The organism is Pseudomonas sp. P4_D7 (assembly GCF_056401755.1).
The window spans coordinates 18,254-44,650 of record NZ_JBFUIR010000040.1 but is presented as its reverse complement, the minus strand read 5'-3'; the positions used below and the strand labels follow the sequence as shown (position 1 = coordinate 44,650).

The window sequence follows — 26,397 nt, the reverse complement described above, 5'->3', positions numbered from 1 at the left end:
TTAAAGACCGGCAGCCATGGCTTTGTCGATCAGCCAGTTCAGGTTCGGGCCACGGTCGCTGTTCACTTCCACCGGGCGGCCGGCCAAGCTGCTGTCGAGCGGCTCGTCAGGCTGGATCTGCACGCGGATGTCGGAGGACAGGTCGGCGCTTTTCAGGCTGGTGCTGCTGACGATCTTGCCGGTGCGGGTCTTGTCTTCGCCGGCGATCTGGAAGCTCACCGGGGTGCCCGGACGCACGTCGCCGAACTGGCGATAGGAGAAGCGCGCATCAACGGTGGCCTGGGTATTGCGCGGCACCAGTTGGAAGATCACATCGCCTTTGCTCGCGTATTGCCCGTCAGCCACCAGTTGCTGGGCCACGGTGCAATCGCATGGCGAGGTCAGGGTGCCGGTCATTTGCTTGCCGAACAGTTCTTCAACCTTGGCCGGGGACAGTTGATCTTCTTCCAGATGACCCTTGAGCACATCGAGCATGCTGGTGCTGAAGGTCGCCAGTGGCGCGCCTTTCGCTGCAACGCCGTCGGACTTGACCAGGCTCTGCACGGTGCCGTCGCGCGGCATGGTGATGTTCATCCCCGGTACGCTGACCAGACCGGCCTGCGCGTGGCTGACGAAGTACATGCCGTATACCGATTTGAAAATGAAGCCCGCCGCGACCAGGCCGACCGCGAAGATACCGGCGCTGAAGGTCACTGCTTTCAGGCGCCCGAACGGGGTCATGCCGGAGCCGCCGTCCTTGACCTTGCGTGCCTTGGTGAAGTTGTCGCGCTGCAGGGTCGCCAGCACTTCGCCGATGCTGACGATGTCGCCGGCCAGGTGCGAGGTGATCAAGTGGCGCAGGGTAGAAATATCCTGCGGTTCCAGATTCTGGAACTGGCAGCCGGCGCGGCCGGTCTGGCGGTCGAAGGAGCGCACCTGCAATTCAACGTCCATGGCGATGCCGAGGTTGTCGATGACGAATTGCAGACGCGCCTTGTACACCTGGCCAATGGTCAGCGGCAGTTGCCCGGCGTTGAACGCCAGACCACCGGCGGACAGGTCCAGGACCCGCGCTTCGACCGGCGTCCGGTCGGGACCGAAGAAGCGCAGTTTGGCCGGGATTTTCACGCGGGCGTGTTGGCGCTGGGCTTCGGATTCATGCACTACGTTGGCGTTGACGGCGGTATTCATGGGGGCGATTTCCTTGTTAATTCAATAGGGGCAGGTCAGACCATCATCAGCAGCACGGCGACGAAAATGCTGCCGGCGGAGAAGGTCATGGTCCGAGACGACCAGGTGTTGAACCAACGTTGAAAGCTGGCGAGATCACGGGTCAGGGAAGTGGGTTGGCGAGTCCAGGATTGCTGGTCGAGGCGGAAGAACACGTAGATCTTCACCAGCGCACCGACGATCTGGTTGTAATAGAGAATCGCTGGGTAAGCCGGGCCGATGCGGTGACCGGAACACGACAGCAGTAAGGTCAGAATCAGGCGGGTGATGCCGATCCACAGCAGGTAAACCAGGATGAACGCGGTGCCGTACTTGAAGCTGGCGATCATCGCCACGGTCAGGCCAAGCAAGGAGGTCCACATCGACACGCGTTGGTCGAACAGCACCACCGAGGTGAACGCGCCAAGGCGTTTCACACCCAGGCCCAGCGCTCGCGAGTTCTGCCGCAGGTTGTTGCCGTACCAGCGGAACATCAGTTTGCGGCTGGCCTTGATGAAGCTCTTTTCCGGCGGGTGTTCAACAGTGTTGATCGCTGCGTCAGGCACGTAGAAAGTGTCGTAACCGAGGCGCATCAGGCTGAACCAGCTGGACTTGTCGTCGCCGGTCAAAAACTTGAAACGGCCCAGACGCCAGTGTTGCAGCGAGTCGCTTTCAACGTCGGCGATGAATTCCGGGTTGGTCACCACGGTGGCGCGAAACACTGACATACGACCGGTCATGGTCAGTACGCGTTTGGACAGGGCCATCGAGCACATGTTGATGTGGCGCTGGGCGAAACGCAGCTTGTGCCATTCGCTCATGATGTAGCCGCCGCGCACTTCGCAGAACTCGTTGGTGGTCAGGCCGCCGACGTTGCCGAACAGCTGGAACCACGGCACGGTCTTGCGCACGGTGCCTTCGCCGAGCACGGTGTCGCCATCGATCACGGCTACCACGGCGCGGTCGTCCGGCAAGTGGCGGGAAATCGCGCGGAAACCATAGGCCAGGCCATCACGTTTGCCGGTACCGGGAATGCGCACGAAGTCGAGCTTCACGCGGTCTGGCGGATTCATTCGCGCCCACAGCGCCTTGACCAGCAGCTCATCGGACATTTCCACGATCGAGCAGACCACGGTGGTCGGCAGTTCGCAGTCGATGGCTTCGCGGATCACCGAGCTGTAGACCTGCGCCGTGGTCAGCGCGTCGATCCGGAAACTGGTAACCATCAGGAACACATGCGACGGGTCCGCCGCCTTACCCAGCTTGCGTACTTTGCGACGCAGGTGCGGGTAAACGATGTAGAGAAAAATCATGCCGCGCACAAAGTGCGTTGCACCCATCGAGTAGCGCCAGATACCCACGGCGCCAATCAGGAAAATGAAGTCCTTCGACTCGGAGTCGAATGTGGACGTGGGCAGCATCAAGGCCAGGCCCATCAGCAGACTGAGATAAAAAAGCCAGCCGGCTGATTGCAGAAAAAAATGTTTGAGCTTGCTCATCAGCGTCATCCGAAGGTAAGGGAGGCTTCAAGCTGCAAGCTTCGGGCTGCAAGTACTGCAGCTCGAAGCTTGTCGCTTAGGTCTGCATTACCAGCAGATACCCTCGGTGCGCGTACCGGCGTCGGTGGCTTTGGCCATGAAGCCGACCAGGTCGATGACCTGTTTGCCGTGCGGCGCTTGCTGGGCCAACGGGCGGAACTTCTCGTCGCGGTTGCCGAGGATGATCACGTCGGAGTTATCGATCACCGAATCGAAGTCCGCGTTGAGCAGGGACGACACGTGCGGGATCTTCGACTCGATGTAGTCCTTGTTCGCGCCGTGAACACGGGCGTACTCGACGTTGCTGTCGTAGATGCTCAGGTCGTAACCCTTGCCGATCAGCATCTCGGCCAGTTCCACCAGCGGGCTTTCGCGCAGGTCGTCGGTACCGGCCTTGAAGCTCAGGCCGAGCAGGGCGACTTTGCGTTTGTCGTGGCTTTCCACGATGTCGAAGGCGTTCTGCACTTGCGATTCGTTGCTGCGCATCAGCGAGTTGAGCAGCGGCGCCTCGACGTCCAGCGAACCGGCGCGATAGGTCAGGGCGCGCACGTCTTTCGGCAGGCACGAACCGCCGAAGGCGAAGCCCGGGCGCATGTAGTACTGGGACAGGTTGAGGGTCTTGTCCTGGCAGACCACTTCCATCACTTCACGGCCATCGACGCCGACTGCTTTGGCGATGTTGCCGATCTCGTTGGCGAAGGTCACTTTGGTCGCGTGCCAGACGTTGCAGGTGTACTTGATCATCTCGGCAACGGCGATGTCCTTGCGGATGATCGGTGCGTCGAGTTCTTCGTACAGCGATTGCAGAACGTCGCCCGAAGCCTTGTCGAACTCGCCGATGACGGTCATCGGTGGCAGGTCGTAGTCGGCGATGGCGGTGGATTCACGCAGGAATTCCGGGTTGACCGCAACGCCGAAGTCGACGCCAGCCTTCTTGCCCGAGCAGTCTTCGAGAATCGGGATCACCACGTTGGCCACGGTGCCCGGCAGCACGGTGCTGCGCACGACGATGGTGTGGCGGGTGGTTTTTTCACGCAGGACAAAACCGATCTCGCGGCATACCGCTTCGATGTAGTTCAGTTCCAGGTCGCCGTTCTTTTTGCTCGGCGTACCCACGCAGATCATCGACAGGTCGGTGTCGCGAATCGCCTCGGCGAAGTTGGTCGTGCCACGCAGACGACCGGTCTGGATACCCTGTTGCAGAAGTTCGCCCAGGCCGGGTTCAACAATCGGCGACTTGCCGGCGTTGATCATGTCGATCTTGTCTTTGGCAACATCGACGCCAACTACGTCATGGCCCCGTGCAGACAGGCAACCGGCACATACTGCGCCAACGTAACCCAAACCAAATATGCTGATGCGCATCGCAATTACCTCTGTATATATCAGGCCTTAGAGGCCGGAGTTAATGGTGTTCAGCGTTCATTAGTGCACTCGAAAGTGCGGCACACAGGCGCCACAATGCCGTGTGCAGGCATACTAAGTTTCGAGTGTCTAAATAAGTGCACTCAAGATGTGCGCAACCAGGCCTTGTTGTTATGACTTGCCCTGTTATGCAGCCGATCCTCTTTGGAGAAGACTCTTGTGCAATCGTCTTGCGCGCTCGATGTCAGGATGAAGGTCCCGTAAATCAAGCGGTTGGGTGCTCAGGCGAGCACGTTTATTAGGGCGCGGCCATGGCCTTTGTAGGGGATATAAATGGTGCGTATCTCCTGTCCATCGTCTGTTTTGAGACTAGTTAGTCATCTAGGCAAGTTGCTGTGACAACTTGGTTACATGGCTATCTGCTCTGCGTAAGTTATCTCGTACAAACTCGGCGAGAATCGTTACCGGTGGTATGAGCTATGCATTCGGACGAAGTTCCTGTCCGCTCATCGCGAAATCTGAAATTTCTTGAAATATTGTCAGAGATGGCACTAGTCTCAATTTGATAGCACTTTCGTTTTCGACCTTTAATAACAGGCGAAAAATCACGTTAGATAGTTTTGTGCCACTACGCTGAAAAAAGTTAGGTGCCACTACTGAAAAAAATGATCAGTGTCGAGTGAAACTAATCTTAGAAAAGACAGGGAGGTTTTTCTGGCGCCATTAAAATGGCGAAATGGTGCGAGGGTTTTTTGACATCGTGCGAGCTGCACGACTCTTTATACAAAGAGTCGTGCATTGGGCATGCTTTATTCTGGGGCGTGGTCGCGCAAAAACACCAGATTGTCGGGTTTCGACTGTTCGACGCTGTAGCGATAACCCTGCACATCGAACTGTTTGAGCTGGGCCGGATCGTTGATCTTTTCCTGGATCACGAAACGGCTCATCAGGCCCCGGGCTTTTTTCGCGTAGAAGCTGATGATCTTGTACTGACCGTTCTTCTGGTCCTTGAACTCGGTGTTGATGATCCGCGCGTTCAGGGCTGTGCGTTTCACCGCCGAAAAGTATTCATTGGAGGCGAGGTTGAGCAGCACGTCGTCGCCCTGATCGGTCAGCGCTTCGTTGAGCCATTCGCTGATGCGCGTACCCCAGAAGGCGTACAGGTCTTTGCCACGGGCGTTGGCCAGTTTGGTGCCCATTTCCAGACGATAGGGTTGCATCAGGTCGAGCGGGCGCAGCAGCCCGTAGAGACCGGAGAGCATGCGCAGGTGTTTTTGCGCGTAATCGAAATCGGTTTCGCTGAAGGACTGGGCGTCGAGACCGGTGTAGACGTCGCCCTTGAACGCGAGCAGTGCCTGTTTGGCGTTTTCCGGGGTGAAGGCAGGCGTCCAGCTGCCGAAGCGCGCGGCGTTGAGCCCACCGATTTTGTCGGACACGTGCATCAGTTCGCTGATCTGCGCAGGCGTCAGGTCGCGCAGTTGCTGGATCAGTTCCTGGGAATGGTCGAGGTATTGCGGCTGAGTGAAGCGCTGGGTCGCCGGCGGTGTTTCGTAATCGAGGGTCTTGGCGGGGGAAATCACCATCAGCATGAAGTCGTCTCCTTTAATCGTGGGGGCGATTCTAGGGGGTTGTCCGATTTGACTCCAGCTATGGGGGTTATAGGTATGAGTAAGCTCCGGCATTTGCGACGGCTGGTGGATTTTTCCCTCACCCCAGCCCTCTCCCGGAGGGAGAGGGGGCTGACCGAGTTGTACTGTCGATTTACGCCGACATGATCTATCGAGTTGAACTCAAATTTTGAAATCAATGAAGGTCAGCTCCTTCTCCCTCCGGGAGAGGGCTGGGGTGAGGGCGGCGTCCTTCAGCCTTGCACATCAGCTATAGTGCCGCGCGGGTTTTGTTATGGAGACATCCCTTTTGCGCATTGTTCTTTTATTCACCGCGTGGCTGTTGAGCTTCGGTGCCGTCGCGGCGCCGGGCGATGTGGCGACGCTGGATCGCAGTACCTGGCCGGAGCAGCTTAGCAACCCGACCCTGTTTGACGTGGCGTCACGGGCGGAAATCCTGATGTTCGCCCGTGTCCTGCTGGGCACCGAGTCGATGGACGAGGCCGCTCTGGCGCAGCGTCTAGGCTTGCGCACGGTCAATATCGATGCGGTCAACATTCTGCGCCAACGCCTCTGGCCGCGCCTGCTGGCCAACTACAACTTCGCCCAGCAAAGCTGCGATCAGGACGCCTCGTTCTGCTTCCTTGTAGAAGACTTGCCAACGCTGCGCGAGCAAGCCGCCAAGTTCGTCGTCAGTGACGACAGTTATTACACCAAGTGGGCCGAGCCGAGCCGGATCTTCCATGTGCAGTACCTCGACGAGTTGTTGCGCAAGGCCGCGTTGTCGCCGCAGAGCAGCAACGAATTCGATCGTTTCGGTGACTACGAGCGCAACGGCGACGCGATGCACGACCGGCTGTTCCTGCTGACCTTCGACAGTGCCGCCAATCTGCAACCGGACAACACCGGCTGGCTCACCGAATACCTACGCAAATCGAACCTGAGCGGCACGTTCTTCGTGCTGGGCAAGGATATTCAGGCGCGACTGGCTGATCGCTCGGTGAGCAGCCTGCAAGCAGAGTTCTCGAAACAGTGCGTCGGCGTTCAAGGTTGGGAGTTCCGCTCCCACAGCCACTGGCAGGACTGGCAGGATTCGGTGCGGCGCAGCGCAGATCTGGTGAAGAACAAGTTGCCGGAAAACTACGTGCCGCTGTTTCGTCCGCCGGAAGGGCAGCGCCGCAGCGATGCGCAAGGTTTCTTCAACACACAAGGCCTGCAAGTGGCGCTGTGGGACATCGATGCCCAGGACGGCGCCGGCAAACTCAAGGGCGCAGCGAGCGCGCAGAGGGTGCTGACTCTGATGCTGCTGTGGCGACACGGGGTGATCAATTTCAACATGAAACAGGACGCGGTGAAGACCTCGTTACCGTGGTTGATCACGCAGACCGCGCAGAGCGGTATCGGTTGGGAAGACTGTCAGGACGCTTTTCGCTGAGAAACGAAAAAAGCCCGGAAACATTGGGCTTGGGGCGATTTTTTTGAAGAGTTCGATGCAGGCGGACTTCCGACTTTAGCGGGGTCTGGGCAGTCCGCCAAGGGCTTTTCGTCACTCTGAAAAATAAACTTAAAAAAACCGTCAAAGTACTTTTTTATGTCATCGGTTTTGGAGTATTACGAAGACAGACCGCCGAAACCTGCAACACAGGTGGCGTCTTCCAAGACCCGTTTGTTTGCAGTCACTTGAATCTCCGCAGGTGAGATTTCGGCAGTCACTTCGAGGCGCAGCACCGCTCAGGTATTGCGTCCAATGGCTCTGACAAAGGTGACCGAGTATGGATGATCACGGACGTAGCCCTTCCTCCAACCAGCCAATCCTTTATGTACTCGATACCAACGTATTGATTCACGATCCAAATGCCCTGCTGAATTTCGAAGAACACCACGTCGCGATCCCGATGACCGTGCTTGAAGAGCTGGACAAGCTCAAGAGCGGGCATCACAGCGTTGCCGCCGAATGCCGTCAGGCCATCCGGCTGATCGACAAGACCTTGGGCGACGCTTCCCCTGAAGACGTCGAGCTGGGTGTGCCGATCCAGCGCGGTAAAGGCGGGCCGAAGGGCTTGCTGTCAATTCTGATGAGCAAACAGGCCGAATCGAATCTGATTCTGCCCGAGCATCTGAACGACAATAAAATCATCAACCAACTGATCGATTTGCACACCCGCGATCCGAAAAAGCCTGTGGTGCTGGTCACCAAAGACATCAACATGCGCCTCAAGGCGCGCGCCTGTGGCATCGATGCCGAGGATTACAGCACCGACCAACTGGTCGATGACGTGTCCCTGCTGCCCAACGGCTATCACAACATGACCGGCTCTTTCTGGGACCGCGTGAGCAAGGTCGACACCCGCCAGGATCACGGCCGCACCTGGCACCAAGTGCAACTGATCGACAACCTGCCGGCGGTGCACATCAACGAGTTCATCATCGACGAACAGGGCTTTGTCGGCTGGATCAAGGAGATCGACGAGGCCAAGCTGCTGATCCTCGACCTGCATCAGGAACCGCTGCTGCATCAAGAGGCCTGGGGGCTGAAGCCACGCGACATCTATCAGAGTCTGGCGCTGTACGCGCTGCTCGATCCGGACATTCATCTGGTCAACCTGTCGGGTGCCGCCGGTTCCGGTAAAACCATTCTGGCTCTGGCCGCGGCGATCGAGCAGACCATGGTCAGCAAGCGTTATCGCCGCATCATTGCGACCCGCAGCGTGCAGGGCCTGGACCAGGAAATCGGCTTCCTGCCCGGGACTGAAGCGGAAAAAATGGAGCCGTGGCTGGGCGCCATCACCGACAACCTCGAAGCCTTGCACATGGATGACGAAAACACCCATGGCAGCGTCGACTACATCCTCAGCAAAGTGCCGTTGCAGTTCAAATCGCTCAACTACATTCGCGGTCGCAGCTTCCAGCAGAGCCTGATCCTGATCGACGAATGCCAGAACCTCACGCCGCATCAGATGAAAACCATCATCACCCGGGCCGGCGCCGGTTCCAAAGTGGTGTGCCTGGGCAACCTCGCACAGATCGACACCCCTTACCTGTCCGCGACCAGTTCCGGGCTGACCTACCTGACCGAACGCTTCAAGGATTTCCCCAACGGTGTGCACATCACCCTGCAAGGGGTGCCTCGTTCGATTCTGGCCGAATACGCCGAATCGCATTTGTAACCCTTCACCCAAAACCGGGCGGCCCACCAGCCGCCCGGTTTTTTTATGCCTGGACACAAATCCAAATGTGGGAGCGAGCTTGCTCGCGAATGCGGTATGCCAGTCACCATAGATGTAGCCTGATGCACCGCCTTCGCGAGCAAGCTCGCTCCCACAGGATGCAACGGTGATTTCATAATCAATGATGCGGAAATTTGACCCGCAGGTTTACAATCGTCGCTCCTGATCAGGAGTAATCCCGTGCTGACTCATCTCGATTCCCAAGGTCGCGCCAACATGGTCGACGTCACCGAAAAAGCCGTGACGTTCCGTGAAGCGACGGCCCAAGCGCTGGTGCGCATGCTCCCCGAAACGCTGCAGATGATCGTCAGCGGCGGCCATCCCAAGGGTGACGTGTTCGCCGTGGCGCGCATTGCCGGCATTCAAGCGGCGAAGAAAACCAGTGATCTGATTCCCCTGTGCCATCCGCTGATGCTCACCGGCGTCAAAGTCGAACTCAGTGCTGATGGCGACGACACCGTGCGCATCGTTGCTCGCTGCAAGCTGTCCGGGCAGACCGGCGTTGAGATGGAAGCGTTGACCGCTGCCAGTGTTGCCGCCCTGACCATTTACGACATGTGTAAAGCCGTCGATCGCGGCATGACCATTGAAAGCGTGCGTCTGCTGGAGAAGGTCGGTGGCAAGAGCGGGCACTTTCAGGCGGAGCAGCCATGAACCTGACCGTGAAGTTTTTTGCCCGTTACCGCGAAGCGCTGGGCGTGGATTCGGTAAGAATTGAAGGTGATTTCGCCACCGTCGAGGACGTTCGCGCATTGCTCGCGCAACGTGACGGCGCCGAGGTGTTGAGCGAGCAGAACCTGATGTGCGCACGCAACGAAGACCTCTGCCAACTCGATGAGCCGGTGGTCGATGGCGACGAAGTGGCGTTTTTCCCTACCGTGACCGGGGGCTGATCCATGGCGATTCGCGTGCAGGCCACGCCGTTCGATCCGGGCGCTGAAGTCAACGCGATGCATGCGGCCAATGTCGGCGTCGGCGCGGTGGTGAGTTTTGTCGGCTACGTGCGCGACTTTAACGACGGCCTCGATGTAGCGGGGATGTTCCTCGAACACTATCCGGGCATGACCGAAAAAGCCCTCGGCAAAATCGCCAGCGAAGCCGAACAGCGCTGGCCGTTGCTGAAACTGGAAGTGCTGCACCGCATCGGCGCATTGGAGCCGGGCGAACCCATCGTGTTCGTCGGCGCCGCCAGTGCCCATCGCCAGGCTGCCTTCGATGCCTGCGCCTTTGTCATGGACTACCTGAAAACCCGCGCGCCGTTCTGGAAGAAAGAAAACACCAGTGACGGCCCGCGTTGGGTTGAGGGGCGCGACAGTGATCATGCCGCGGCGGATCGCTRGAAAAAGTAATTCCTGTAGCGTCCCTCAGTACGCCTTCGCGAGCAAGCTCGCTCCCACATTGGATCTGTGTCGTTCACAAATCCAATGTGGGAGCGAGCTTGCTCGCGAAGGGGCCATCTGTAACAGCAAAAACCTCGCAGACACTCTCTTCTCGCGGATTGACGGCTTGTACCTATAAGTCCAATATGGATTTCCAAGTACAAAAAAGTTTCAGTCTTGCCGCTCGTAGCTCCCCGCTAGCAGCTGCTCTTCTTCATCTTGCCAAACCAACAACAACCCCGCGAGAGAACGAACATGAAGAAACTCCCCCTCATCACCGGTCTGGCCCTCAGCCTGTTGGCCTCAGCCAGCGTGTTCGCCGCCGAGCAAACCCTGCGCATCGGCATCGAAGCCGCTTACCCGCCATTTGCGTCGAAAACCGACAAAGGCGAAATCGTCGGTTTCGACTACGACATCGGCAATGCCCTATGCGCGCAAATGAAGGTCAAGTGTGTGTGGGTCGAAGGTGAGTTCGACGGTCTGATTCCTTCGCTGAAAGTGAAGAAAATCGACATGGCGCTGTCCTCGATGACCATCAACGAAGACCGCAAGAAATCGGTGGATTTCACCCATAAGTACTACTTCACCTCGTCGCGCCTGGTGATGAAGGAAGGCGTCACGGTCGACGATCAATACGCCAGCCTCAAGGGCAAGAACGTCGGCGTGCAGCGCGCGACCACCACCGATCGTTATGCCACCGAGGTGTTCGAGCCGAAGGGCATTAACGTCAAGCGCTACAGCAACAACGAAGAAATCTACATGGACCTGGCAGCGGGGCGGCTCGATGCGATTTTTGCCGACACCATTCCGCTGAATGACTTTTTGTCGATGCCGCGTGGCAAGGGTTATGCGTTTGTCGGGCCTGAGTTGAAGGATCCGAAGTACGTGGGCGAGGGCGCAGGGATTGCAGTGCGCAAGGGTAATGCAGAATTGGTCAGCCAGTTGAATGGCGCCATCGATGGCATTCGCGCGAGTGGCGAGTACCAGAAGATTTCCGAGAAGTATTTCAAGTCCGACATTTACGGCGACTGATCTACCGCTTTCGCGAGCAGGCTCACTCCTACATTTGGAATGCGTTCCCCTGTAGGAGTGAGCCTGCTCGCGATGGCGTCAGAGAAATCACCGCAAATCTCTAGCCCTTCAATTCCTTCAAATGCTTGTACACCGTCGCCCGCCCCATGTTCAGCACGTTGGCCACATAGTTCGAGGCGCTCTTGCCCTTGAACGCGCCTTCGGCGTGCAGCGCCAGCACCAGTTCGCGTTTGTGATCGCGGGTCAGCAGGTTCAGGCTCAGTTGCCGCTCGCGCAGCCAGGCGTGGAGGAAGGTGTTGATGCGTTCCTGCCAGTCATCGCGAAACAGTGAGTCCGGTTGCGGGATCAGTTTGCTCGGCGAGAGAAACAGGTCCAGCGCGGCCTTGGCATTCTCGAACAGCGAAATATTCAGGTTGATGCACAACACCGCCAGTGGCCGGCCTTCGCTGTCGCGCAGCACGGTGCTCAGGCTGCGAATCTTCTGGCCATCCCAATTGAGCTTTTCGTACGGGCCGATATTGCGGTCGCTGACATCCTCGCTGAGCATGTCCTCCAGTGACGAGTCGTCGCCGATCTCGCGCTTGGACAGGTTGTTGGCGATGTAGTCGACCTTTTGCGTGCGCAGGTCGTGCAGCACCACTTCGGCGTGGGGAAAGAACAGCGTGGCGATGGCGTCGGCAACAGCGCGGAAGTTATCCAGCGCCGGGTCGAATTCAGGGGCAGTCATGACAGTGGAGCTCCAGGCAGCGTCAACGCCCCCGTGATCAGGAGGCGCTGCGAGTGTGCCGCAATCCGTTGGGCGCGTCATCCGTGGACAATCAGGCGAGGCGAGCGGGGGCTAGCATGGCGCTGTCTAGCCCGAACTGCTGCAAGTGCTCGGGCAACGGCTCGCCGCGTACCAACGCCGCGCTGGCCTGGCCCATCGCCGGGGAAGTCTGAATGCCGTAACCACCCTGTGCCGCCACCCAGAACAGCCCCGGCACCTGTTGATCGAAACCGCTGAGCAAATCACCGTCGGCGACGAAGCTGCGCAGGCCGGCCCACGTACGCGTCGGACGGCGGATGGTCAGCGTGGTGGCCTCTTCGATCTGGTAGATGCCCATGGCGATGTCCAGTTCTTCCGGCTGCACATCGTGAGGCTCGACCGGGTCGGCGTTGGCGGGCGAGCCGAGAAACATGCCAGCGTCGGGCTTCATATAGAAGGATTCGTCGAGGCTGACCAGCATCGGCCAGTGATGAATGTCGACGCCTTCCGGCCCGGCGAAAATGAACGCGGCGCGGCGCTTCGGTTGCAGGCCCAGCGGTTGGGCGCCGGCCAGTGTGCCGATCTTGTCGGCCCAGGCGCCGGCGGCGTTGATGATCACTGGCGCGCTGAACGTCTGGCCGTTGGTCTGAACACTCCAGCGGCCCTCGGCATCGCGACTGAGGCCTAGCACTTCGCAATCGGTGTGCAATTCGCCGTTGTTGCGGCGAATCCCGCGCAGGTAGCCCTGATGCAAGGCGTCAGTATCGATGTCGCTGGCGCTCGGGTCATAGATCGCGCCATGGACTTTTTCCCGGCGCAGGATCGGCAGTCGCGCGCAGGCTTCGTCGGCGCTGAGCAGTTGCATCTCCGGCACGGTGGCTTTGGCGCTGAGATATTGGTTGTTGAGTTCGGCGGCATCACCGGTGAAATCCACGGTCATTTCACCGCGTGGGGTGAGCAGTGGGTGTTCGCAGAAACCGGCTGGCGGGTGGTCAAAAAACGCCCGGCTGGCCTGGGTCAGCGCGCGAACTTGTGGCGTGCCGTACGCGGCGGTAAACAGCGCGGCGGAGCGCCCGGTGGAGTGATAGGCCGGGTGGGATTCACGTTCGAGCACGATCACTTTGCCGTGCGGCGACAGCCAGAAACCGGTGGATGCGCCGGCAATCCCGCCGCCGATGATGATGAAATCTGCCTGGCTCATGTAGGTCTCCTGATGCTCGAAATATGAAAATACACGCAATCCCTGTGGGAGCGAGCTTGCTCGCGAAAGCGATCTATCAGTCAACACATTCGGTGAATGTCAGACCGCATTCGCGAGCAAGCTCGCTCCCACATGGATTGCATCAGGCTTAATTCTGGTGATGGAGGAGATAAACCGCATTGGCCAGGGCGATGTCTTCCAGGCCGAGGCCGATTGAACGGAAGAACACGTGACGATCGTAATCGGGGCGCTGCACTTTCTCGCTGAGCAAGTCGGCGAGGTCGCCGACAATCGAATCCTTGCTCCAGCCATGCTGTTCACTGGCAATCAGCATCTCACCTGCCGAACCCGGCGTGGTCAGACGATAGTCGCAGAACACCTGCATGTCGTTGAGGCTCTGCGGCGGCACTTCATGGGCGCGCGGAGCGTTGGTGCTGATCGAGGTGATCAGGGCTGGTTTGCTCAGCGCGGCCGGATCGATCACCGGGCCGGCGGACGAGGTACACAGCATGATCACGTCCGCCTCGACGAGGGCGGCTTCACGGCTGTCAACGATCCTCAGGTTGGGAGTGATGGCTTTCAACAGTGCCTTGGTTTGCGCGTCGGCGGACAGGCTTGGCGAATACAGGCTGATGTTCTGCCAGTCGCGCAGACCTTTCACATAATGCAGATGCGCCTGCGCAACCTTGCCACTACCGATGATTGCCAGTCGCGTGGCGTTTGTCGGAGCGAGGGTGTCGACCGCCACAGCCGTGGTCGCGGCGGTGCGCGCGGTGGTCAGTTCAGCGGCATCGCAGAGCAGCAGCGGTTGACCGGTTTTCATCGACATCAACAAGGTCCATGCCGTCACCAGCGCACCTTGCTCGCGAACGATATACGGCGAGGTCTTCACGCCGTACACGCCGTCTTCGGCCAGCACGCCCAGATAATTGATGAAGTCGCCGGCACCTTGCGGAAATTCCACCAGTTGCTGCGCCGGTTGTACGGCGTTACCCGCCGCAAGATCACGGAACAGCTTGCGCAGGATTTGCGGCACATCAATGCGCGCCAGCAGCTCACGGGCCTGATGCTGGTCGATCACGTAGGGCGTACTGGACATATCAGGCTCCGAAAACGAAAAATAAACTTATTTGTCTATTATGGACTTTTGGTTTTCTCTCGCAAGCACCTGATGAAACACCGGGCGAAAAAAAAGCGCAGTCCGTTGCCGGCTGCGCTTTTCTTTTAAACGTCGTTTACTGCGGACGCTTGCGCTCAACCGCGCGCAACAGATGCGTCGGCGGCGTTTCACAGCTGATCTTGCGACCGAGCTTCTCTTCGATGGACGGCAACTGGTAGGAGTCGTCCTCACCGGCGAAGCTGATCGACACACCGTCGGCGCCGGCACGACCGGTACGACCGATGCGGTGCACGTAGTCGTCCGGGACTTCCGGCAGGGTGAAGTTGATCACGTGGCTGATGCCGTCGATGTGGATGCCGCGACCGGCCACATCGGTGGCGACCAGTACGCGAATCTTGCCTTCGCGGAAACCTTCCAGGGTCTTGATGCGTTTGTGCTGCGGCACATCGCCGGACAGTTGCGCGGCGTTGATGCCATCGCGCACCAGGCGTTCCTCGATGCGGCGCACTTCGTCCTTGCGGTTGGCAAACACGATCACGCGTTCCCAGCCGTTATCGTTGACCAGGTTGTAGAGCAGTTTGTACTTGTCGGCACCGGCCACCGCATAGATGTGCTGCTCGACGTTTTCGTTGGCAACGTTGGTGATTTCGATTTCGACGATCGCAGGGTCAGTGGTCCACTGCTTGGCGAGGTTCATCACGTCTTCGGTGAAGGTCGCGGAGAACAGCAAGGTCTGGCGTTCGGACTTCGGTGGCGTCTGGCGAATGATCTGACGTACCTGCGGGATGAATCCCATGTCGAGCATGCGGTCGGCTTCGTCCAACACCATCACTTCGACCATGTCCAGGTGCACGTCGCCACGCTGGTTGAAGTCGAGCAGACGGCCGGGTGTGGCGACGAGGATGTCGCAGTGACGCGCTTCGAGGTGCTTGAGCTGCTTGTCAAAGTCCATGCCGCCAACAAACGTCATGACGTTGAGGCCGGTGTACTTGGTCAGGTCAGCGGCGTCCTTGGCGATTTGTACCACCAACTCACGGGTCGGCGCGATGATCAGCGCACGGGGTTCGCCCATGTAGCGTTCTTTCGGCGGCGGGGTCTGCAGCAGTTGGGTGATGATCGAGATCAGGAACGCGGCGGTTTTACCGGTGCCGGTCTGCGCACGGCCAATGGCGTCTTTGCCGGCGAGGGTGTAACCCAGCACCTGCGCCTGAATCGGCGTGCAGTACGGAAAACCCAGATCCTGGATGGCGTGCATCAGTTCTGGAGACAGCTTGAAATCGTGGAAGCGAGTTTTGCCTTCCTGTGGCTCGACGACGAAATCCTCGAGTTTCCACGGAATAACCGCTGCCTTGGGCTTCGGTTCGCGGCGCGGTCTGGCCGGTTTCGGCGCTTCGCTGCGGGCAGGTTCGGCGGCGATTGGCGCGGCCGGTGCAGGTTGTGGTTCTGCCTTCGGTGCCGCTACGTGAGCGGGGCGCTCGGCCTGTGGCGCATCGTTGCGATGACCGGGGGCGTGCGACGGCGCACTGGGAACTGGTGCGAGCTGCTCAGCCTCGCTTTTACCGAACATCTTCTTGAGTGCTTTGAGCACGGTCATCTCATCAATTGGTTAAGGAATGTACGCCGGCCAGTGTAATGCAAGAAACGGGCGCGGCGTAGTGGGAGGGATCAAAGGGCGGTTTTAATCTCGACGCTTAGCGCAAACGTTCGCTCAACCAGGCACCGATGTCGCGAATTTCCTCGGGTAACACTTCGTGCTCCATTGGGTATTCCTGCCATGTCACGGTGACACCATGCTTCACCAAATGCTCATAAGCACTGCGCCCCATCGAGTTTTGCACCACGCCATCGAACTGGCCGTGCAGGCATATCGCGGGGATCCGCTGCTGACTGGCTGACAGCTCCATCTCATCACTGAAGGTCGGCGCATATGTCGACAACGCCAGCACGCCGCCCAATGGCCCCTGCCATTTCACAAATGCAGTGTGCAACACCACCGCGCCACCTTGGGAAAACCCGGCGAGAAAAATTCGCGAGGCGTCTATTCCGCTGGCGCGCTCGTTTTCGACCAATTCGATGATGCGATCCGCCGACGCTTCCAGCTCATCACGATCGATCGCGCGCGCCGGGCTCATGGCTTTGATGTCGTACCAGCTTGGCATGGCATATCCGCCATTTATCGTCACTGGACGAGTTGGCGCCTGTGGCAACACGAAGCGCGTGCTCAGCAGGCTTTCCTGCAATGCCTCGGCCACCGGCAGGAAGTCGTAACGGTCGGCGCCGAGGCCGTGCAGCCAGATCACGCAGGCGTCTGCGGGCTTAACAGGCTGAAGAATCAAGGGCTCGGTCATGTCTGCTCCAAAAATGTGCGGGCGCTCTCATTAAGTGCGTGGTTCGAGTGCGCGTCCGGTTGATCCGTTAAGAAGATGTCGCAAGGTTACAAGTTTTGCTATTGACCTGTCGCCGAATCGATTCGGTGAGCGGTGTGGTACGGGCTTTGCTATGGCTTGAACCGTGCAACCGATCTTGCGTGGGCGGTAACACTATCAGTGTACGACCCGCGACGGGATTGCAAAGAATCCGGTGATGGATGTTCGCCAATGGCCGCTACGGGCTTAGCGAATGTGAAAGGGCTACAGCCCGTTCGGCCGATTGGTGAGAAGTGAGTTGTCCATGATGTGGATTTTCTCCTACTAGACTCATAGCGAAGGTCTTACGTCGGTTGACCCCAAAAAAAGCCAACACGGGTCAACAACGCCTCAAAAGGGTGCGACTGGACTCAAGCTCCGACACAACAAGAGCAAAACTGGAGGTTTGAATGAAGATGTTGAAATCCACTCTGGCGATCGTGACTGCAGCAACAGTTCTCGGCGTCAGCGGGTTCGCTCAGGCGGGTGCAACCCTGGATGCCGTGCAGAAGAAAGGTTTCGTGCAGTGTGGCGTGAGCGACGGTCTGCCGGGCTTCTCGGTACCGGACGCAACCGGCAAGATCCTCGGGATCGACGCTGACGTCTGCCGCGCTGTGGCCGCTGCCGTATTCGGCGACGCGACCAAGGTCAAATTCAGTCAGTTGAACGCCAAAGAGCGCTTCACCGCGCTGCAATCGGGCGAGATCGACATCCTGTCGCGCAACACCACCATGACCAGTTCGCGTGACGCGGGCATGGGCCTTAAATTCCCGGGCTTCATTACCTACTACGACGGCATCGGTTTCCTGGTGAACAACAAGCTGGGCGTGAAAAGTGCCAAAGAGCTGGACGGTGCAACCATCTGCATCCAGGCCGGTACCACCACCGAGCTGAACGTTTCCGACTACTTCCGTGGCAACGGTCTGAAATACACCCCGATCACCTTCGACACCTCCGATGAAAGCGCCAAGTCGCTGGAATCCGGTCGTTGCGACGTGCTGACCTCCGACAAGTCCCAACTGTTCGCCCAGCGCTCCAAGCTGGCCTCGCCGAAGGACTACGTGGTTCTGCCGGAAACCATTTCCAAAGAACCGCTGGGCCCGGTCGTACGTAACGGCGACGACGAGTGGCTGGCCATCGTGCGTTGGGTTGGCTACGCGCTGCTCAACACCGAAGAAGCCGGCATCACTTCGAAGAACGTTGAAGCTGAAGCCAAGTCGACCAAGAACCCGGACGTTGCCCGTATGCTCGGCGCTGACGGCGAGTACGGCAAAGACCTGAAACTGCCGAAAGACTGGGTTGTGCAGATCGTCAAACAAGTCGGCAACTACGGCGAAATCTTCGAGAAAAACCTCGGCAAGAGCACTCCGCTGGAAATCGACCGCGGCTTGAACGCCCTGTGGAACAACGGCGGCATTCAGTACGCACCACCAGTGCGCTAATGGTTCTATCGCCCGGCGGGCCAACCGCCGGGTGATGTTCTTGTTCCATTTCTTCCGGGGCACTTCATGCAAAATTCAATCGGCGCACCAAAGCAGAGGCTCAGCCTCAGCGATCCACGAGTGCGTGCGTGGCTATTCCAGATCATCACCGTTGTGGCGGTGGTCTCGCTGGGCTGGTACTTGTTCGACAACACGCAAACCAACCTTCAGCACCGGGGCATTACTTCCGGTTTCGGCTTTCTGGAGCGCAGTGCCGGATTCGGCATCGCTCAACACCTGATCGACTACACCGAAGCGGACAGCTATGCCCGCGTCTTTGTCATCGGTCTGCTCAACACCCTGTTGGTAACCGTGATCGGCGTGGTTCTAGCGACGATCCTCGGTTTCATCATCGGTGTGGCACGGCTGTCGCAGAACTGGATCATCAGCAAACTGGCGACCGTGTATGTGGAAGTGTTCCGCAACATTCCGCCGCTGCTGCAAATCCTGTTCTGGTACTTCGCGGTATTCCTGACCATGCCGGGACCGCGCAACAGCCATAACTTCGGTGACACCTTCTTCGTCAGCAGCCGTGGCCTGAACATGCCGGCCGCGTTGGCCGCTGATGGTTTCTGGGCGTTCGTGATCAGCATCGTGGTGGCCATCGTCGGCATCGTGCTGATGTGCCGCTGGGCCAACAAGCGCTTTGAAGAAACCGGCGTGCCGTTCCACAAGTTCTGGGTCGGTCTGGCGATTCTGCTGGTGATCCCGACCTTGTGCGCACTGATCTTCGGCGCTCCGCTGCACTGGGAAATGCCTGAACTCAAAGGCTTCAACTTCGTCGGCGGCTGGGTGCTGATCCCGGAACTGCTCGCCTTGACCCTGGCCCTGACCGTGTACACCGCGGCGTTCATCGCTGAGATCGTGCGCTCCGGGATCAAGTCGGTCAGCCATGGCCAGACCGAAGCGGCGCGCTCGCTCGGCCTGCGCAACGGCCCGACCCTGCGCAAGGTGATCATTCCGCAAGCCCTGCGCGTGATCATTCCGCCCCTGACCAGCCAATACCTCAATCTGGCGAAGAACTCCTCGCTGGCGGCCGGTATCGGTTACCCGGAAATGGTGTCGCTGTTCGCCGGCACCGTGCTCAACCAGACCGGTCAAGCCATCGAAGTGATTGCCATCACGATGAGCGTGTACCTGGCGATCAGTATCAGCATCTCTCTGCTGATGAACTGGTACAACAAGCGCATTGCGCTGATCGAGCGGTAAGGAAAAGCGCATGAGTACTCATACTTTCAAACCCGACATGCCCCCACCGAACAGCAGCATCGGTGTGGTGGCATGGATGCGCGCGAACATGTTCTCCAGCTGGCTCAACACCCTGCTGACCCTGTTTGCGTTCTACCTGATCTACCTGGTGGTGCCACCGATCCTCAGTTGGGCGATTGTCGATGCCAACTGGGTCGGCACCACTCGCGCCGACTGCACCAAGGAGGGCGCCTGCTGGGTGTTCATTCAGCAGCGTTTTGGCCAGTTCATGTACGGCTACTACCCGACGGAACTGCGCTGGCGCGTCGACCTGACCGTGTGGCTGGCGGTGATCGGCGCGGCGCCATTGTTCATCTCGCGTGTGCCGCGTAAAGCGATCTACGGGCTGAGCTTTCTGGTGCTGTATCCGATCATTGCCTTCACCTTGCTGCACGGCGGTTTTGGTCTGAGCAATGTGGCGACCAGCCAGTGGGGCGGCCTGATGCTGACCCTGGTTATCGCCACTGTCGGTATCGCCGGTGCGTTGCCGCTGGGGATTGTGCTGGCGCTGGGCCGTCGTTCGAACATGCCGGCGATTCGTGTGGTCTGCGTGACCTTCATCGAGTTCTRGCGCGGCGTGCCGTTGATCACTGTGCTGTTCATGTCCTCGGTGATGCTGCCGCTGTTCCTGCCTGAAGGCATGAACTTCGACAAACTGCTGCGGGCACTGATCGGCGTGATCCTGTTCCAGTCGGCCTATGTGGCCGAAGTGGTGCGTGGCGGTCTGCAAGCGATCCCTAAAGGTCAGTACGAAGCGGCCGCGGCGATGGGCCTCGGTTACTGGCGTTCGATGGGCCTGGTGATCCTGCCGCAAGCCCTGAAGCTGGTGATCCCGGGCATCGTCAACACCTTCATTGCGCTGTTCAAGGACACCAGCCTGGTGATCATCATCGGCCTGTTTGACCTGCTCAACAGCGTCAAACAAGCCGCTGCCGATCCGAAATGGCTGGGCATGGCCACCGAAGGCTACGTGTTCGCCGCCCTGGTGTTCTGGATTTTCTGTTTTGGTATGTCGCGCTATTCCATGCATCTGGAACGCAAGCTCGACACTGGCCACAAGCGTTAGGAGTCTGTAAATGAGTGAAGCAATCAAAAAGCCTGTAGGTCCTGAAGGCATTATTCAAATGCAGGGCGTCAACAAGTGGTACGGCCAGTTCCACGTGCTCAAAGACATCAACCTCAACGTCAAACAGGGCGAGCGTATCGTCCTGTGCGGCCCATCGGGTTCCGGCAAGTCGACCACCATCCGCTGCCTCAATCGTCTGGAAGAACACCAGCAGGGCCGCATCGTCGTCGACGGCGTGGAGCTGACCAACGACCTCAAGCAGATCGAAGCGATCCGCCGTGAAGTCGGCATGGTGTTCCAGCACTTCAACTTGTTCCCGCACCTGACCATTTTGCAGAACTGCACCCTGGCGCCGATGTGGGTACGCAAGATGCCCAAGAGCAAGGCCGAGGAAATCGCCATGCATTACCTGGAGCGCGTACGCATTCCGGAGCAGGCGCACAAATTCCCGGGGCAACTGTCCGGCGGTCAGCAACAGCGTGTGGCGATCGCCCGCGCGCTGTGCATGAAGCCGAAAATCATGCTGTTCGATGAACCGACCTCGGCGCTCGACCCGGAAATGGTGAAAGAAGTGCTCGACACCATGATCGGTCTGGCTGAAGACGGCATGACCATGCTCTGCGTGACTCACGAAATGGGCTTTGCCCGCACCGTGGCCAACCGCGTGATCTTCATGGATAAAGGTGAAATCGTTGAGCAAGCGGCGCCGAATGACTTCTTCGATAATCCGCAGAATGAGCGGACGAAGTTGTTTTTGAGTCAGATTTTGCATTGATGGTATGTGCGTAAAAACAACCCGGCCTTGTGCCGGGTTTGTTTTTTGTGGGTCAGGAAACGGTCAGGGTTTCGTGTTCCTTGTGCACTGTGTGCGTGAAACCTCGCAGGTCTGCGCCTTCAGCCAAGGTCTGGATATCGACGAGCATGTAGGGATGACGATCCAATAAGCGCATCAGCAGCACCAATGCTTTTGGGGGAAGTAACTCGCCCCGTTCGTAGCGAGAGAATGCGTTATGCCCGCCACCAGAGAGCAGTTGCACTGTCTCTTTCTGCGTCAGGTGCAATTTGCGTCGAATTCGTTTCATCTCGGCGCCGATCATTTGTCTGCCAGCGAGAACCAACTCATCACCGGCATCACAATAACGCTCAGCACTATCGGTGTCGAAATCCCATTCCACTTCACCGCACTTCTGGCACTCCCAACCAGATAGATCGTCTACTCGGCGCTCCATGCCTTTGACACTCAGGGTTTCTCCGCGACCCTGGAAATGCCTCATTCCCTCACGTGCACCGCAGCTGACACATTGCTGGGTTTTCATGGGTTTTTCTCCTTGAAGGAGATTACCGGTGGGCTGCCGCCGGGGCGATAGGTCACCTTGATGTAAATCTCCTGATCTCGTGAATTGATGTGATACACGTCTTGCCAGATTCGATGATCGTCATAAGTCGTCATCGATTTGTACAACATCCTGGTTTGTAGCTCGAAAACGATCTCTAGCATTTCGCTGAGGTTGAAGCCGAGTTTCTCAGCTGATTTGACCGAAGCTTTGGTGAAAGCTTTTCGACCTAACCGCCTCACCTCAGCCTTGATCACCGCCAGCTCATATTGGGGTGTGTTCTTTTCCATAAGAAACCAAAACCCTGTCCCTGAAATTACCCTTAAAGGGTAATTTTGACCAATCGAAAATCCCGCTCCATGTGTCTCCGATTGACCCTAGGTGGTTGCCGTCCTACACGGGTCTGACTAACATGTCAGAAAATTCATCCTATGATTGGATGAAAGGGAAAATCCTATGTCAGACATTTCTCCACTCGTTAAGCGATCCCTGGTCGATCAGGCTCTGGATCAGCTTCGTCAGCGCATCAACAGCGGTGCCTGGCAGGTTGGCGAGCGTTTGCCGACCGAACCCGAGCTGTGCGCCGAGCTGGGTATCAGCCGCAACACCGTGCGCGAAGCCATGCGCGTGCTGGCGTTTTCCGGACTGATCGAGATTCGCCAGGGCGATGGCAGTTACCTGCGCGCCGTGGTTGATCCGCTCGACACGCTCAAAGCCTTGTCGCGCTGCTCGCTGGATCAGGCGCGGGAAACCCGGCACATCCTCGAAGTCGAGGCCATCGGCCTGGCAGCGTTGCGCCGTACCGACGAGGACATCGTCGCCTTGCGTGAAGCGCTCGGCACCAGCGGCAGCCACTACCACGGCGATCTCGACACCTATATCGCCTGCGATCTGGTGTTCCACCGTCGTCTGGTCGATGCCGCGCACAACCCGACCCTCAGCGAGCTTTATCGCTATTTCTCCAGCATCGTCGGCGCGCAATTGCGCCAGACCCTGAATATCGTCCCGCGCCGTCAGGAAGTGTTCGACTTGCATATCGAGTTACTCGATGCGGTCGAGCAACGCGACCCGGAACGAGCCAAAGCTTTGTCGAGGCAGTTGATCAATGAACCTTGAAACCGAGAAATCCATGTCCCGCAGTGAGCTATCCACAACCCCAAAGCGCACGGCAGAGCTTGAAGAGCTGCTGATCGACGCTGAGGCCGACGACGAGCAAGTGCAACAAAGCCATCCGCTGGTGCGCCGGCCGTGGTTGTTGCTGCTCGGCTTGATTCTGGTCGCGCTGAATTTGCGCCCGGCGTTGTCGAGCATGGCGCCGCTGCTCAGCGACGTGTCGAAAAGCCTTGGTTTGTCGGCGGCTCAGGCCGGTTTGCTGACTACGTTGCCGGTGTTGTGCCTCGGTTTGTTCGCACCACTGGCGCCGATTCTGGCGCGGCGTTTCGGTGCTGAACGCGTAGTGCTCGGAATTCTGCTGGCACTGGCCGGCGGGATTATTTTGCGCAGCAACTTCGGCGAGATCGGCCTGTTCGCCGGCAGCGTATTGGGTGGCGCCAGCATTGGCATCATCGGTGTTCTGCTGCCGGGGATCGTCAAGCGCGACTTTGCCAAACATGCGGGCACCATGACCGGCGTGTACACCATGGCGTTGTGTCTGGGCGCGGCGATGGCGGCGGGTTCCAGCGTGCCGCTGAGTGAACATTTCGGTCACAGTTGGGCGATGGGCCTCGGTTTCTGGGTGATTCCGGCGCTGGTTGCAGCGGTGTTCTGGCTGCCGCAAGTCGGGCAGAAACATGGCGCGCACAATGTCGCTTATCGTGTGCGCGGGCTGCTGCGTGATCCGCTGGCCTGGCAGGTGACTTTGTACATGGGCCTGCAATCGTCGCTGGCCTACATTGTGTTCGGCTGGTTGCCATCGATCCTGATTGGTCGCGGCCTGACGCCGACCCAGGCCGGTCTGGTGTTGTCCGGTTCGGTGATCATTCAGCTCGCCAGTTCGTTGGCTGCGCCGTGGCTGGCGACGCGCGGCAAGGATCAGCGTCTGGCGATCGTCGTGGTCATGGCGCTGACTCTTGGCGGGCTGTTCGGTTGCCTGTACGCGCCGATCGAAGGCCTGTGGGGCTGGGCGATTCTGTTGGGGCTGGGGCAGGGCGGTACGTTCAGTCTGGCGTTGACGTTGATCGTACTGCGCTCGCGTGATTCGCATGTTGCGGCGAATCTGTCGAGCATGTCTCAGGGCTTCGGTTACACGTTGGCGTCGATGGGGCCGTTTGCGGTCGGCGTGGTGCATGACTGGACCGGCGGCTGGAATGCGGTGGGCTGGATCTTTGGCATTATCGGCACCGGTGCGATCATTGCTGGCCTCGGTGCCGGGCGTGCGCTGTACGTGCAAGTGCAAAGCGAAAAAATCTGACGCATAACCCTTTTTTGGGGCCAGTGATATCCAATGTGGGAGCGAGCTTGCTCGCGAAGACGGTGGTTCAGGCAAAGATCATGTTGAATGTGCCGGCCTCTTCGCGAGCAAGCTCGCTCCCACAGTTTTTGGGGCGCCTTGAAGATCTTGCGTGGTATTCGGTTTACGAATGCCGATAGTGTTTCTGCGCATTGCAGATTATCGTGCTGGCACTCTGTACCTATTTTGGAGTTTGCCCATGAGCGAAGCCCACGCCGCGTTGATCACCCGCTTCTACCAGGCCTTCCAGCGCCTCGATGCCGAAGCCATGGCCGCCTGCTACACCGACGACGTCGTGTTCAGTGATCCGGCCTTCGGCGAACTGCGCGGGCGCGATGCCGGCGACATGTGGCGCATGCTCACCACTCGGGCCAAGGATTTCTCGCTGACTTTCGACAACATCCGCGCCGATGAGCGCAGCGGTGGCGCACATTGGGTTGCGACCTACCTGTTCAGCCAGACCGGCAACATCGTCATCAACGATATCCAGGCCCGCTTCGTCTTCCGTGACGGCAAGATCTGCGAACACCACGACCACTTCGATCTGTGGCGCTGGTCGCGTCAGGCCCTCGGTTTCAAAGGCCTGCTGCTGGGCTGGACACCACTGGTGCGCAACGCCGTGCGCGCTCAGGCGCTGAAGGGACTGAAGGCATTTCAGGCCGGTCGCTGATAAGATCGCCGCCTGTTTCCTACACGCCTTGATCCCGAAGTGACCAGCCTTAGCGAAAATTCTGTCGACGTCGCCGAACCCGTGAGCAAGTCCTGGTTCGTCTACCTCGTTCGCGCCGCCAATGGCTCGTTGTACTGCGGGATCAGCGACGATCCGGTGCGTCGTTTCGCCAAGCATCAAAGTGGCAAAGGCGCACGGTTCTTCCTCTCCAGCCCGGCGATGGCGCTGGTTTATACCGAACTGTGCCGAGACAAGAGCGATGCGCTGCGCCAGGAACGTTTGATCAAAAAACTCAGAAAGAGCGCCAAGGAATGTCTGGTCGCGTCTTATCAATCTGACTGATCAGTTCCCATCAGGCAGATCTGTAGGCTGCTAAGCAAATGCACGCTAAGCTGCGGGCTCACTATCTGAGCGGCGGAGCCGAGCATGTCCGAGTTGATTCTGCATCATTACCCGACCTCCCCATTTGCCGAGAAGGCCCGTCTGCTGCTGGGCTTCAAAGGCTTGTCGTGGCGCTCGGTGCATATCTCGCCGGTGATGCCGAAACCGGATCTGACCGCCCTGACCGGCGGCTATCGCAAGACCCCGGTGTTGCAGATTGGCGCTGACATCTATTGCGACACGTCGTTGATCGCTCGTCGTCTCGAGCAAGAGAAGGCTTTGCCAGCGTTCTTCCCCGAGGGTCAGGAGTTCACCACCGCCAGTTTCGCCACTTGGGCTGACTCGGTAGTGTTCCAGCATGCGGTGAGTCTGGTGTTTCAGCCAGAATCGGTGGCGGTTCGTTTTGCCAAGCTGCCGCCGGAAGCGATCAAAGCGTTTATTGCCGACCGCGCCGGTTTGTTCTCGGGCGGCAGTGCCACACGTCTGTCCGCCGAACAAGCCAAGCATCAGTGGCCGACGATCATGGCGCGTCTGGAGCAGCAGTTACAGCGCGAGCAAGGCGACTTCCTGTTCGGCGAGCCGTCGATTGCTGACTTCGCATTGGCGCATCCGCTGTGGTTCCTCAAGGCTACGCATGTCACGGCTCCGCTGGTGGATGAATATCCGGCTGTTTCGGCCTGGTTGAGTCGAGTACTGGGCTTTGGCCATGGCGCGGCGAGTGCGATGACGTCGGAAGAGGCGCTTGAGGTCGCACGCAACGCTACACCGGCGGCATTGCCGGATGAGCAGTTTGTTGATCCGAACGGCTTCAAGGCTGGCCAGCAGGTGGCAGTCTCGGCGACGGATTACGGGGTTGATCCGGTGGTGGGTGAGTTGCTGTTTGCCGGCAGTGAAGAGCTGATCATTCGTCGCGAAGACGAGCGTGGCGGCGTGGTGCATGTGCACTTCCCGCGATTCGATA

At 58.7% G+C, this 26,397-nt stretch carries 25 protein-coding genes and 1 pseudogene; 15 read left to right on the top strand and 11 right to left on the bottom strand.

Annotation, left to right across the window (positions count from 1 at the left end; translation table 11 throughout):
- From AC1DVF_RS22080 to yaaA, 4 genes are all read right to left on the bottom strand, one after another.
- Positions 1 to 1,170, bottom strand: coding sequence for an alginate biosynthesis protein Alg44 (locus tag AC1DVF_RS22080; protein WP_108226222.1), 1,170 nt, complete (start codon positions 1,168 to 1,170; stop codon positions 1 to 3).
- A 35-nt stretch (positions 1,171 to 1,205) separates the two neighbouring features.
- The gene (gene alg8, locus AC1DVF_RS22075) at positions 1,206 to 2,687 is read right to left on the bottom strand and encodes a mannuronan synthase (RefSeq protein WP_161986611.1); all 1,482 of its coding nucleotides are present in this window, start codon (positions 2,685 to 2,687) and stop codon (positions 1,206 to 1,208) included.
- 87 nt (positions 2,688 to 2,774) lie between these two features.
- Positions 2,775 to 4,091, bottom strand: a complete 1,317-nt coding sequence (locus AC1DVF_RS22070) for a nucleotide sugar dehydrogenase (RefSeq protein WP_007914305.1) — start codon at positions 4,089 to 4,091, stop codon at positions 2,775 to 2,777.
- An 809-nt stretch (positions 4,092 to 4,900) separates the two neighbouring features.
- On the bottom strand, positions 4,901 to 5,680 hold the full coding sequence (gene yaaA / locus AC1DVF_RS22065; RefSeq protein ID WP_093436290.1) for a peroxide stress protein YaaA: 780 nt from the start codon (positions 5,678 to 5,680) through the stop codon (positions 4,901 to 4,903).
- A 328-nt stretch (positions 5,681 to 6,008) separates the two neighbouring features.
- Here yaaA and AC1DVF_RS22060 point away from each other — a divergent pair, with 328 nt between their 5' ends.
- The 6 genes from AC1DVF_RS22060 (at position 6,009) to AC1DVF_RS22035 (ending at position 11,336) form a co-directional block, all read left to right on the top strand.
- Complete coding sequence (locus AC1DVF_RS22060) at positions 6,009 to 7,133, top strand: polysaccharide deacetylase family protein (RefSeq protein ID WP_099758058.1); 1,125 nt, start codon at positions 6,009 to 6,011, stop codon at positions 7,131 to 7,133.
- 337 nt (positions 7,134 to 7,470) lie between these two features.
- The gene (locus AC1DVF_RS22055) at positions 7,471 to 8,865 is read left to right on the top strand and encodes a PhoH family protein (RefSeq protein ID WP_007914309.1); all 1,395 of its coding nucleotides are present in this window, start codon (positions 7,471 to 7,473) and stop codon (positions 8,863 to 8,865) included.
- A 240-nt stretch (positions 8,866 to 9,105) separates the two neighbouring features.
- Positions 9,106 to 9,579, top strand: a complete 474-nt coding sequence (gene moaC / locus AC1DVF_RS22050) for a cyclic pyranopterin monophosphate synthase MoaC (RefSeq protein WP_093437022.1) — start codon at positions 9,106 to 9,108, stop codon at positions 9,577 to 9,579.
- A complete protein-coding gene (locus tag AC1DVF_RS22045; protein WP_093437018.1) occupies positions 9,576 to 9,818 on the top strand; it encodes a MoaD/ThiS family protein in 243 nt (80 codons plus the stop codon). Before moaC ends, AC1DVF_RS22045 begins: the two co-directional genes overlap by 4 nt.
- Before the next feature lie 3 nt (positions 9,819 to 9,821).
- Positions 9,822 to 10,274, top strand: a complete 453-nt coding sequence (gene moaE, locus AC1DVF_RS22040; RefSeq protein ID WP_477783134.1) for a molybdopterin synthase catalytic subunit MoaE — start codon at positions 9,822 to 9,824, stop codon at positions 10,272 to 10,274.
- Between the two features lie 285 nt (positions 10,275 to 10,559).
- Positions 10,560 to 11,336: an ABC transporter substrate-binding protein gene (locus AC1DVF_RS22035; RefSeq protein ID WP_477783133.1), complete on the top strand. Its 777-nt coding sequence runs from the start codon at positions 10,560 to 10,562 to the stop codon at positions 11,334 to 11,336.
- A 100-nt stretch (positions 11,337 to 11,436) separates the two neighbouring features.
- Here AC1DVF_RS22035 and AC1DVF_RS22030 read toward each other — a convergent pair whose 3' ends face one another.
- The 5 genes from AC1DVF_RS22030 to AC1DVF_RS22010 all read right to left on the bottom strand — a co-directional run bounded on the left by AC1DVF_RS22030 (position 11,437) and on the right by AC1DVF_RS22010 (position 16,750).
- Positions 11,437 to 12,063, bottom strand: a complete 627-nt coding sequence (locus AC1DVF_RS22030; RefSeq protein ID WP_064586076.1) for a helix-turn-helix transcriptional regulator — start codon at positions 12,061 to 12,063, stop codon at positions 11,437 to 11,439.
- A gap of 91 nt (positions 12,064 to 12,154) precedes the next feature.
- Positions 12,155 to 13,282: an NAD(P)/FAD-dependent oxidoreductase gene (locus AC1DVF_RS22025; RefSeq protein ID WP_116254617.1), complete on the bottom strand. Its 1,128-nt coding sequence runs from the start codon at positions 13,280 to 13,282 to the stop codon at positions 12,155 to 12,157.
- Between the two features lie 148 nt (positions 13,283 to 13,430).
- The gene (locus AC1DVF_RS22020) at positions 13,431 to 14,381 is read right to left on the bottom strand and encodes an ornithine cyclodeaminase family protein (RefSeq protein WP_116254616.1); all 951 of its coding nucleotides are present in this window, start codon (positions 14,379 to 14,381) and stop codon (positions 13,431 to 13,433) included.
- A 136-nt stretch (positions 14,382 to 14,517) separates the two neighbouring features.
- A complete protein-coding gene (gene rhlB, locus AC1DVF_RS22015; RefSeq protein WP_460089937.1) occupies positions 14,518 to 15,996 on the bottom strand; it encodes an ATP-dependent RNA helicase RhlB in 1,479 nt (492 codons plus the stop codon).
- 97 nt (positions 15,997 to 16,093) lie between these two features.
- Positions 16,094 to 16,750 carry an alpha/beta hydrolase gene (locus tag AC1DVF_RS22010; protein WP_460089938.1) on the bottom strand — a complete coding sequence of 219 codons (657 nt, stop codon included), beginning with the start codon at positions 16,748 to 16,750 and terminating at the stop codon, positions 16,094 to 16,096.
- Positions 16,751 to 17,217: 467 nt separating this feature from the next.
- On the opposite strand from AC1DVF_RS22010, the gene AC1DVF_RS22005 reads away from it, so the two are divergent.
- From AC1DVF_RS22005 to AC1DVF_RS21990, 4 genes are all read left to right on the top strand, one after another.
- Positions 17,218 to 18,249 (top strand): amino acid ABC transporter substrate-binding protein, encoded by a 1,032-nt coding sequence (locus AC1DVF_RS22005; RefSeq protein ID WP_007914328.1) that lies wholly within the window; start codon positions 17,218 to 17,220, stop codon positions 18,247 to 18,249.
- A 66-nt stretch (positions 18,250 to 18,315) separates the two neighbouring features.
- On the top strand, positions 18,316 to 19,497 hold the full coding sequence (locus tag AC1DVF_RS22000) for an amino acid ABC transporter permease (RefSeq protein ID WP_099758062.1): 1,182 nt from the start codon (positions 18,316 to 18,318) through the stop codon (positions 19,495 to 19,497).
- A 10-nt stretch (positions 19,498 to 19,507) separates the two neighbouring features.
- Entirely contained in the window at positions 19,508 to 20,602 is a 1,095-nt protein-coding gene (locus AC1DVF_RS21995) for an amino acid ABC transporter permease (protein ID WP_477783132.1), read from the top strand.
- A 10-nt stretch (positions 20,603 to 20,612) separates the two neighbouring features.
- Entirely contained in the window at positions 20,613 to 21,377 is a 765-nt protein-coding gene (locus AC1DVF_RS21990; protein ID WP_477783131.1) for an amino acid ABC transporter ATP-binding protein, read from the top strand.
- 52 nt (positions 21,378 to 21,429) lie between these two features.
- Here AC1DVF_RS21990 and AC1DVF_RS21985 read toward each other — a convergent pair whose 3' ends face one another.
- On the bottom strand, positions 21,430 to 21,918 hold the full coding sequence (locus AC1DVF_RS21985) for a type II toxin-antitoxin system MqsA family antitoxin (RefSeq protein WP_034154577.1): 489 nt from the start codon (positions 21,916 to 21,918) through the stop codon (positions 21,430 to 21,432).
- The gene (locus AC1DVF_RS21980; RefSeq protein ID WP_477783130.1) at positions 21,915 to 22,226 is read right to left on the bottom strand and encodes a type II toxin-antitoxin system MqsR family toxin; all 312 of its coding nucleotides are present in this window, start codon (positions 22,224 to 22,226) and stop codon (positions 21,915 to 21,917) included. The genes AC1DVF_RS21985 and AC1DVF_RS21980 overlap by 4 nt, the downstream gene beginning before the upstream one ends.
- Before the next feature lie 166 nt (positions 22,227 to 22,392).
- On the opposite strand from AC1DVF_RS21980, the gene AC1DVF_RS21975 reads away from it, so the two are divergent.
- The 5 genes and pseudogenes from AC1DVF_RS21975 to AC1DVF_RS21955 all read left to right on the top strand — a co-directional run.
- A complete protein-coding gene (locus AC1DVF_RS21975) occupies positions 22,393 to 23,052 on the top strand; it encodes a FadR/GntR family transcriptional regulator (RefSeq protein WP_477783129.1) in 660 nt (219 codons plus the stop codon).
- The gene (locus AC1DVF_RS21970) at positions 23,042 to 24,346 is read left to right on the top strand and encodes a CynX/NimT family MFS transporter (protein ID WP_460089939.1); all 1,305 of its coding nucleotides are present in this window, start codon (positions 23,042 to 23,044) and stop codon (positions 24,344 to 24,346) included. The genes AC1DVF_RS21975 and AC1DVF_RS21970 overlap by 11 nt, the downstream gene beginning before the upstream one ends.
- 238 nt (positions 24,347 to 24,584) lie before the next feature.
- Positions 24,585 to 25,055: a nuclear transport factor 2 family protein gene (locus AC1DVF_RS21965; RefSeq protein ID WP_331694817.1), complete on the top strand. Its 471-nt coding sequence runs from the start codon at positions 24,585 to 24,587 to the stop codon at positions 25,053 to 25,055.
- A 39-nt stretch (positions 25,056 to 25,094) separates the two neighbouring features.
- Positions 25,095 to 25,397 (top strand): GIY-YIG nuclease family protein, encoded by a 303-nt coding sequence (locus AC1DVF_RS21960; protein WP_477783128.1) that lies wholly within the window; start codon positions 25,095 to 25,097, stop codon positions 25,395 to 25,397.
- 84 nt (positions 25,398 to 25,481) lie between these two features.
- Positions 25,482 to 26,390: pseudogene (locus AC1DVF_RS21955) on the top strand (glutathione S-transferase family protein); the annotation flags it as partial.
- Positions 26,391 to 26,397: the final 7 nt, after the last annotated feature.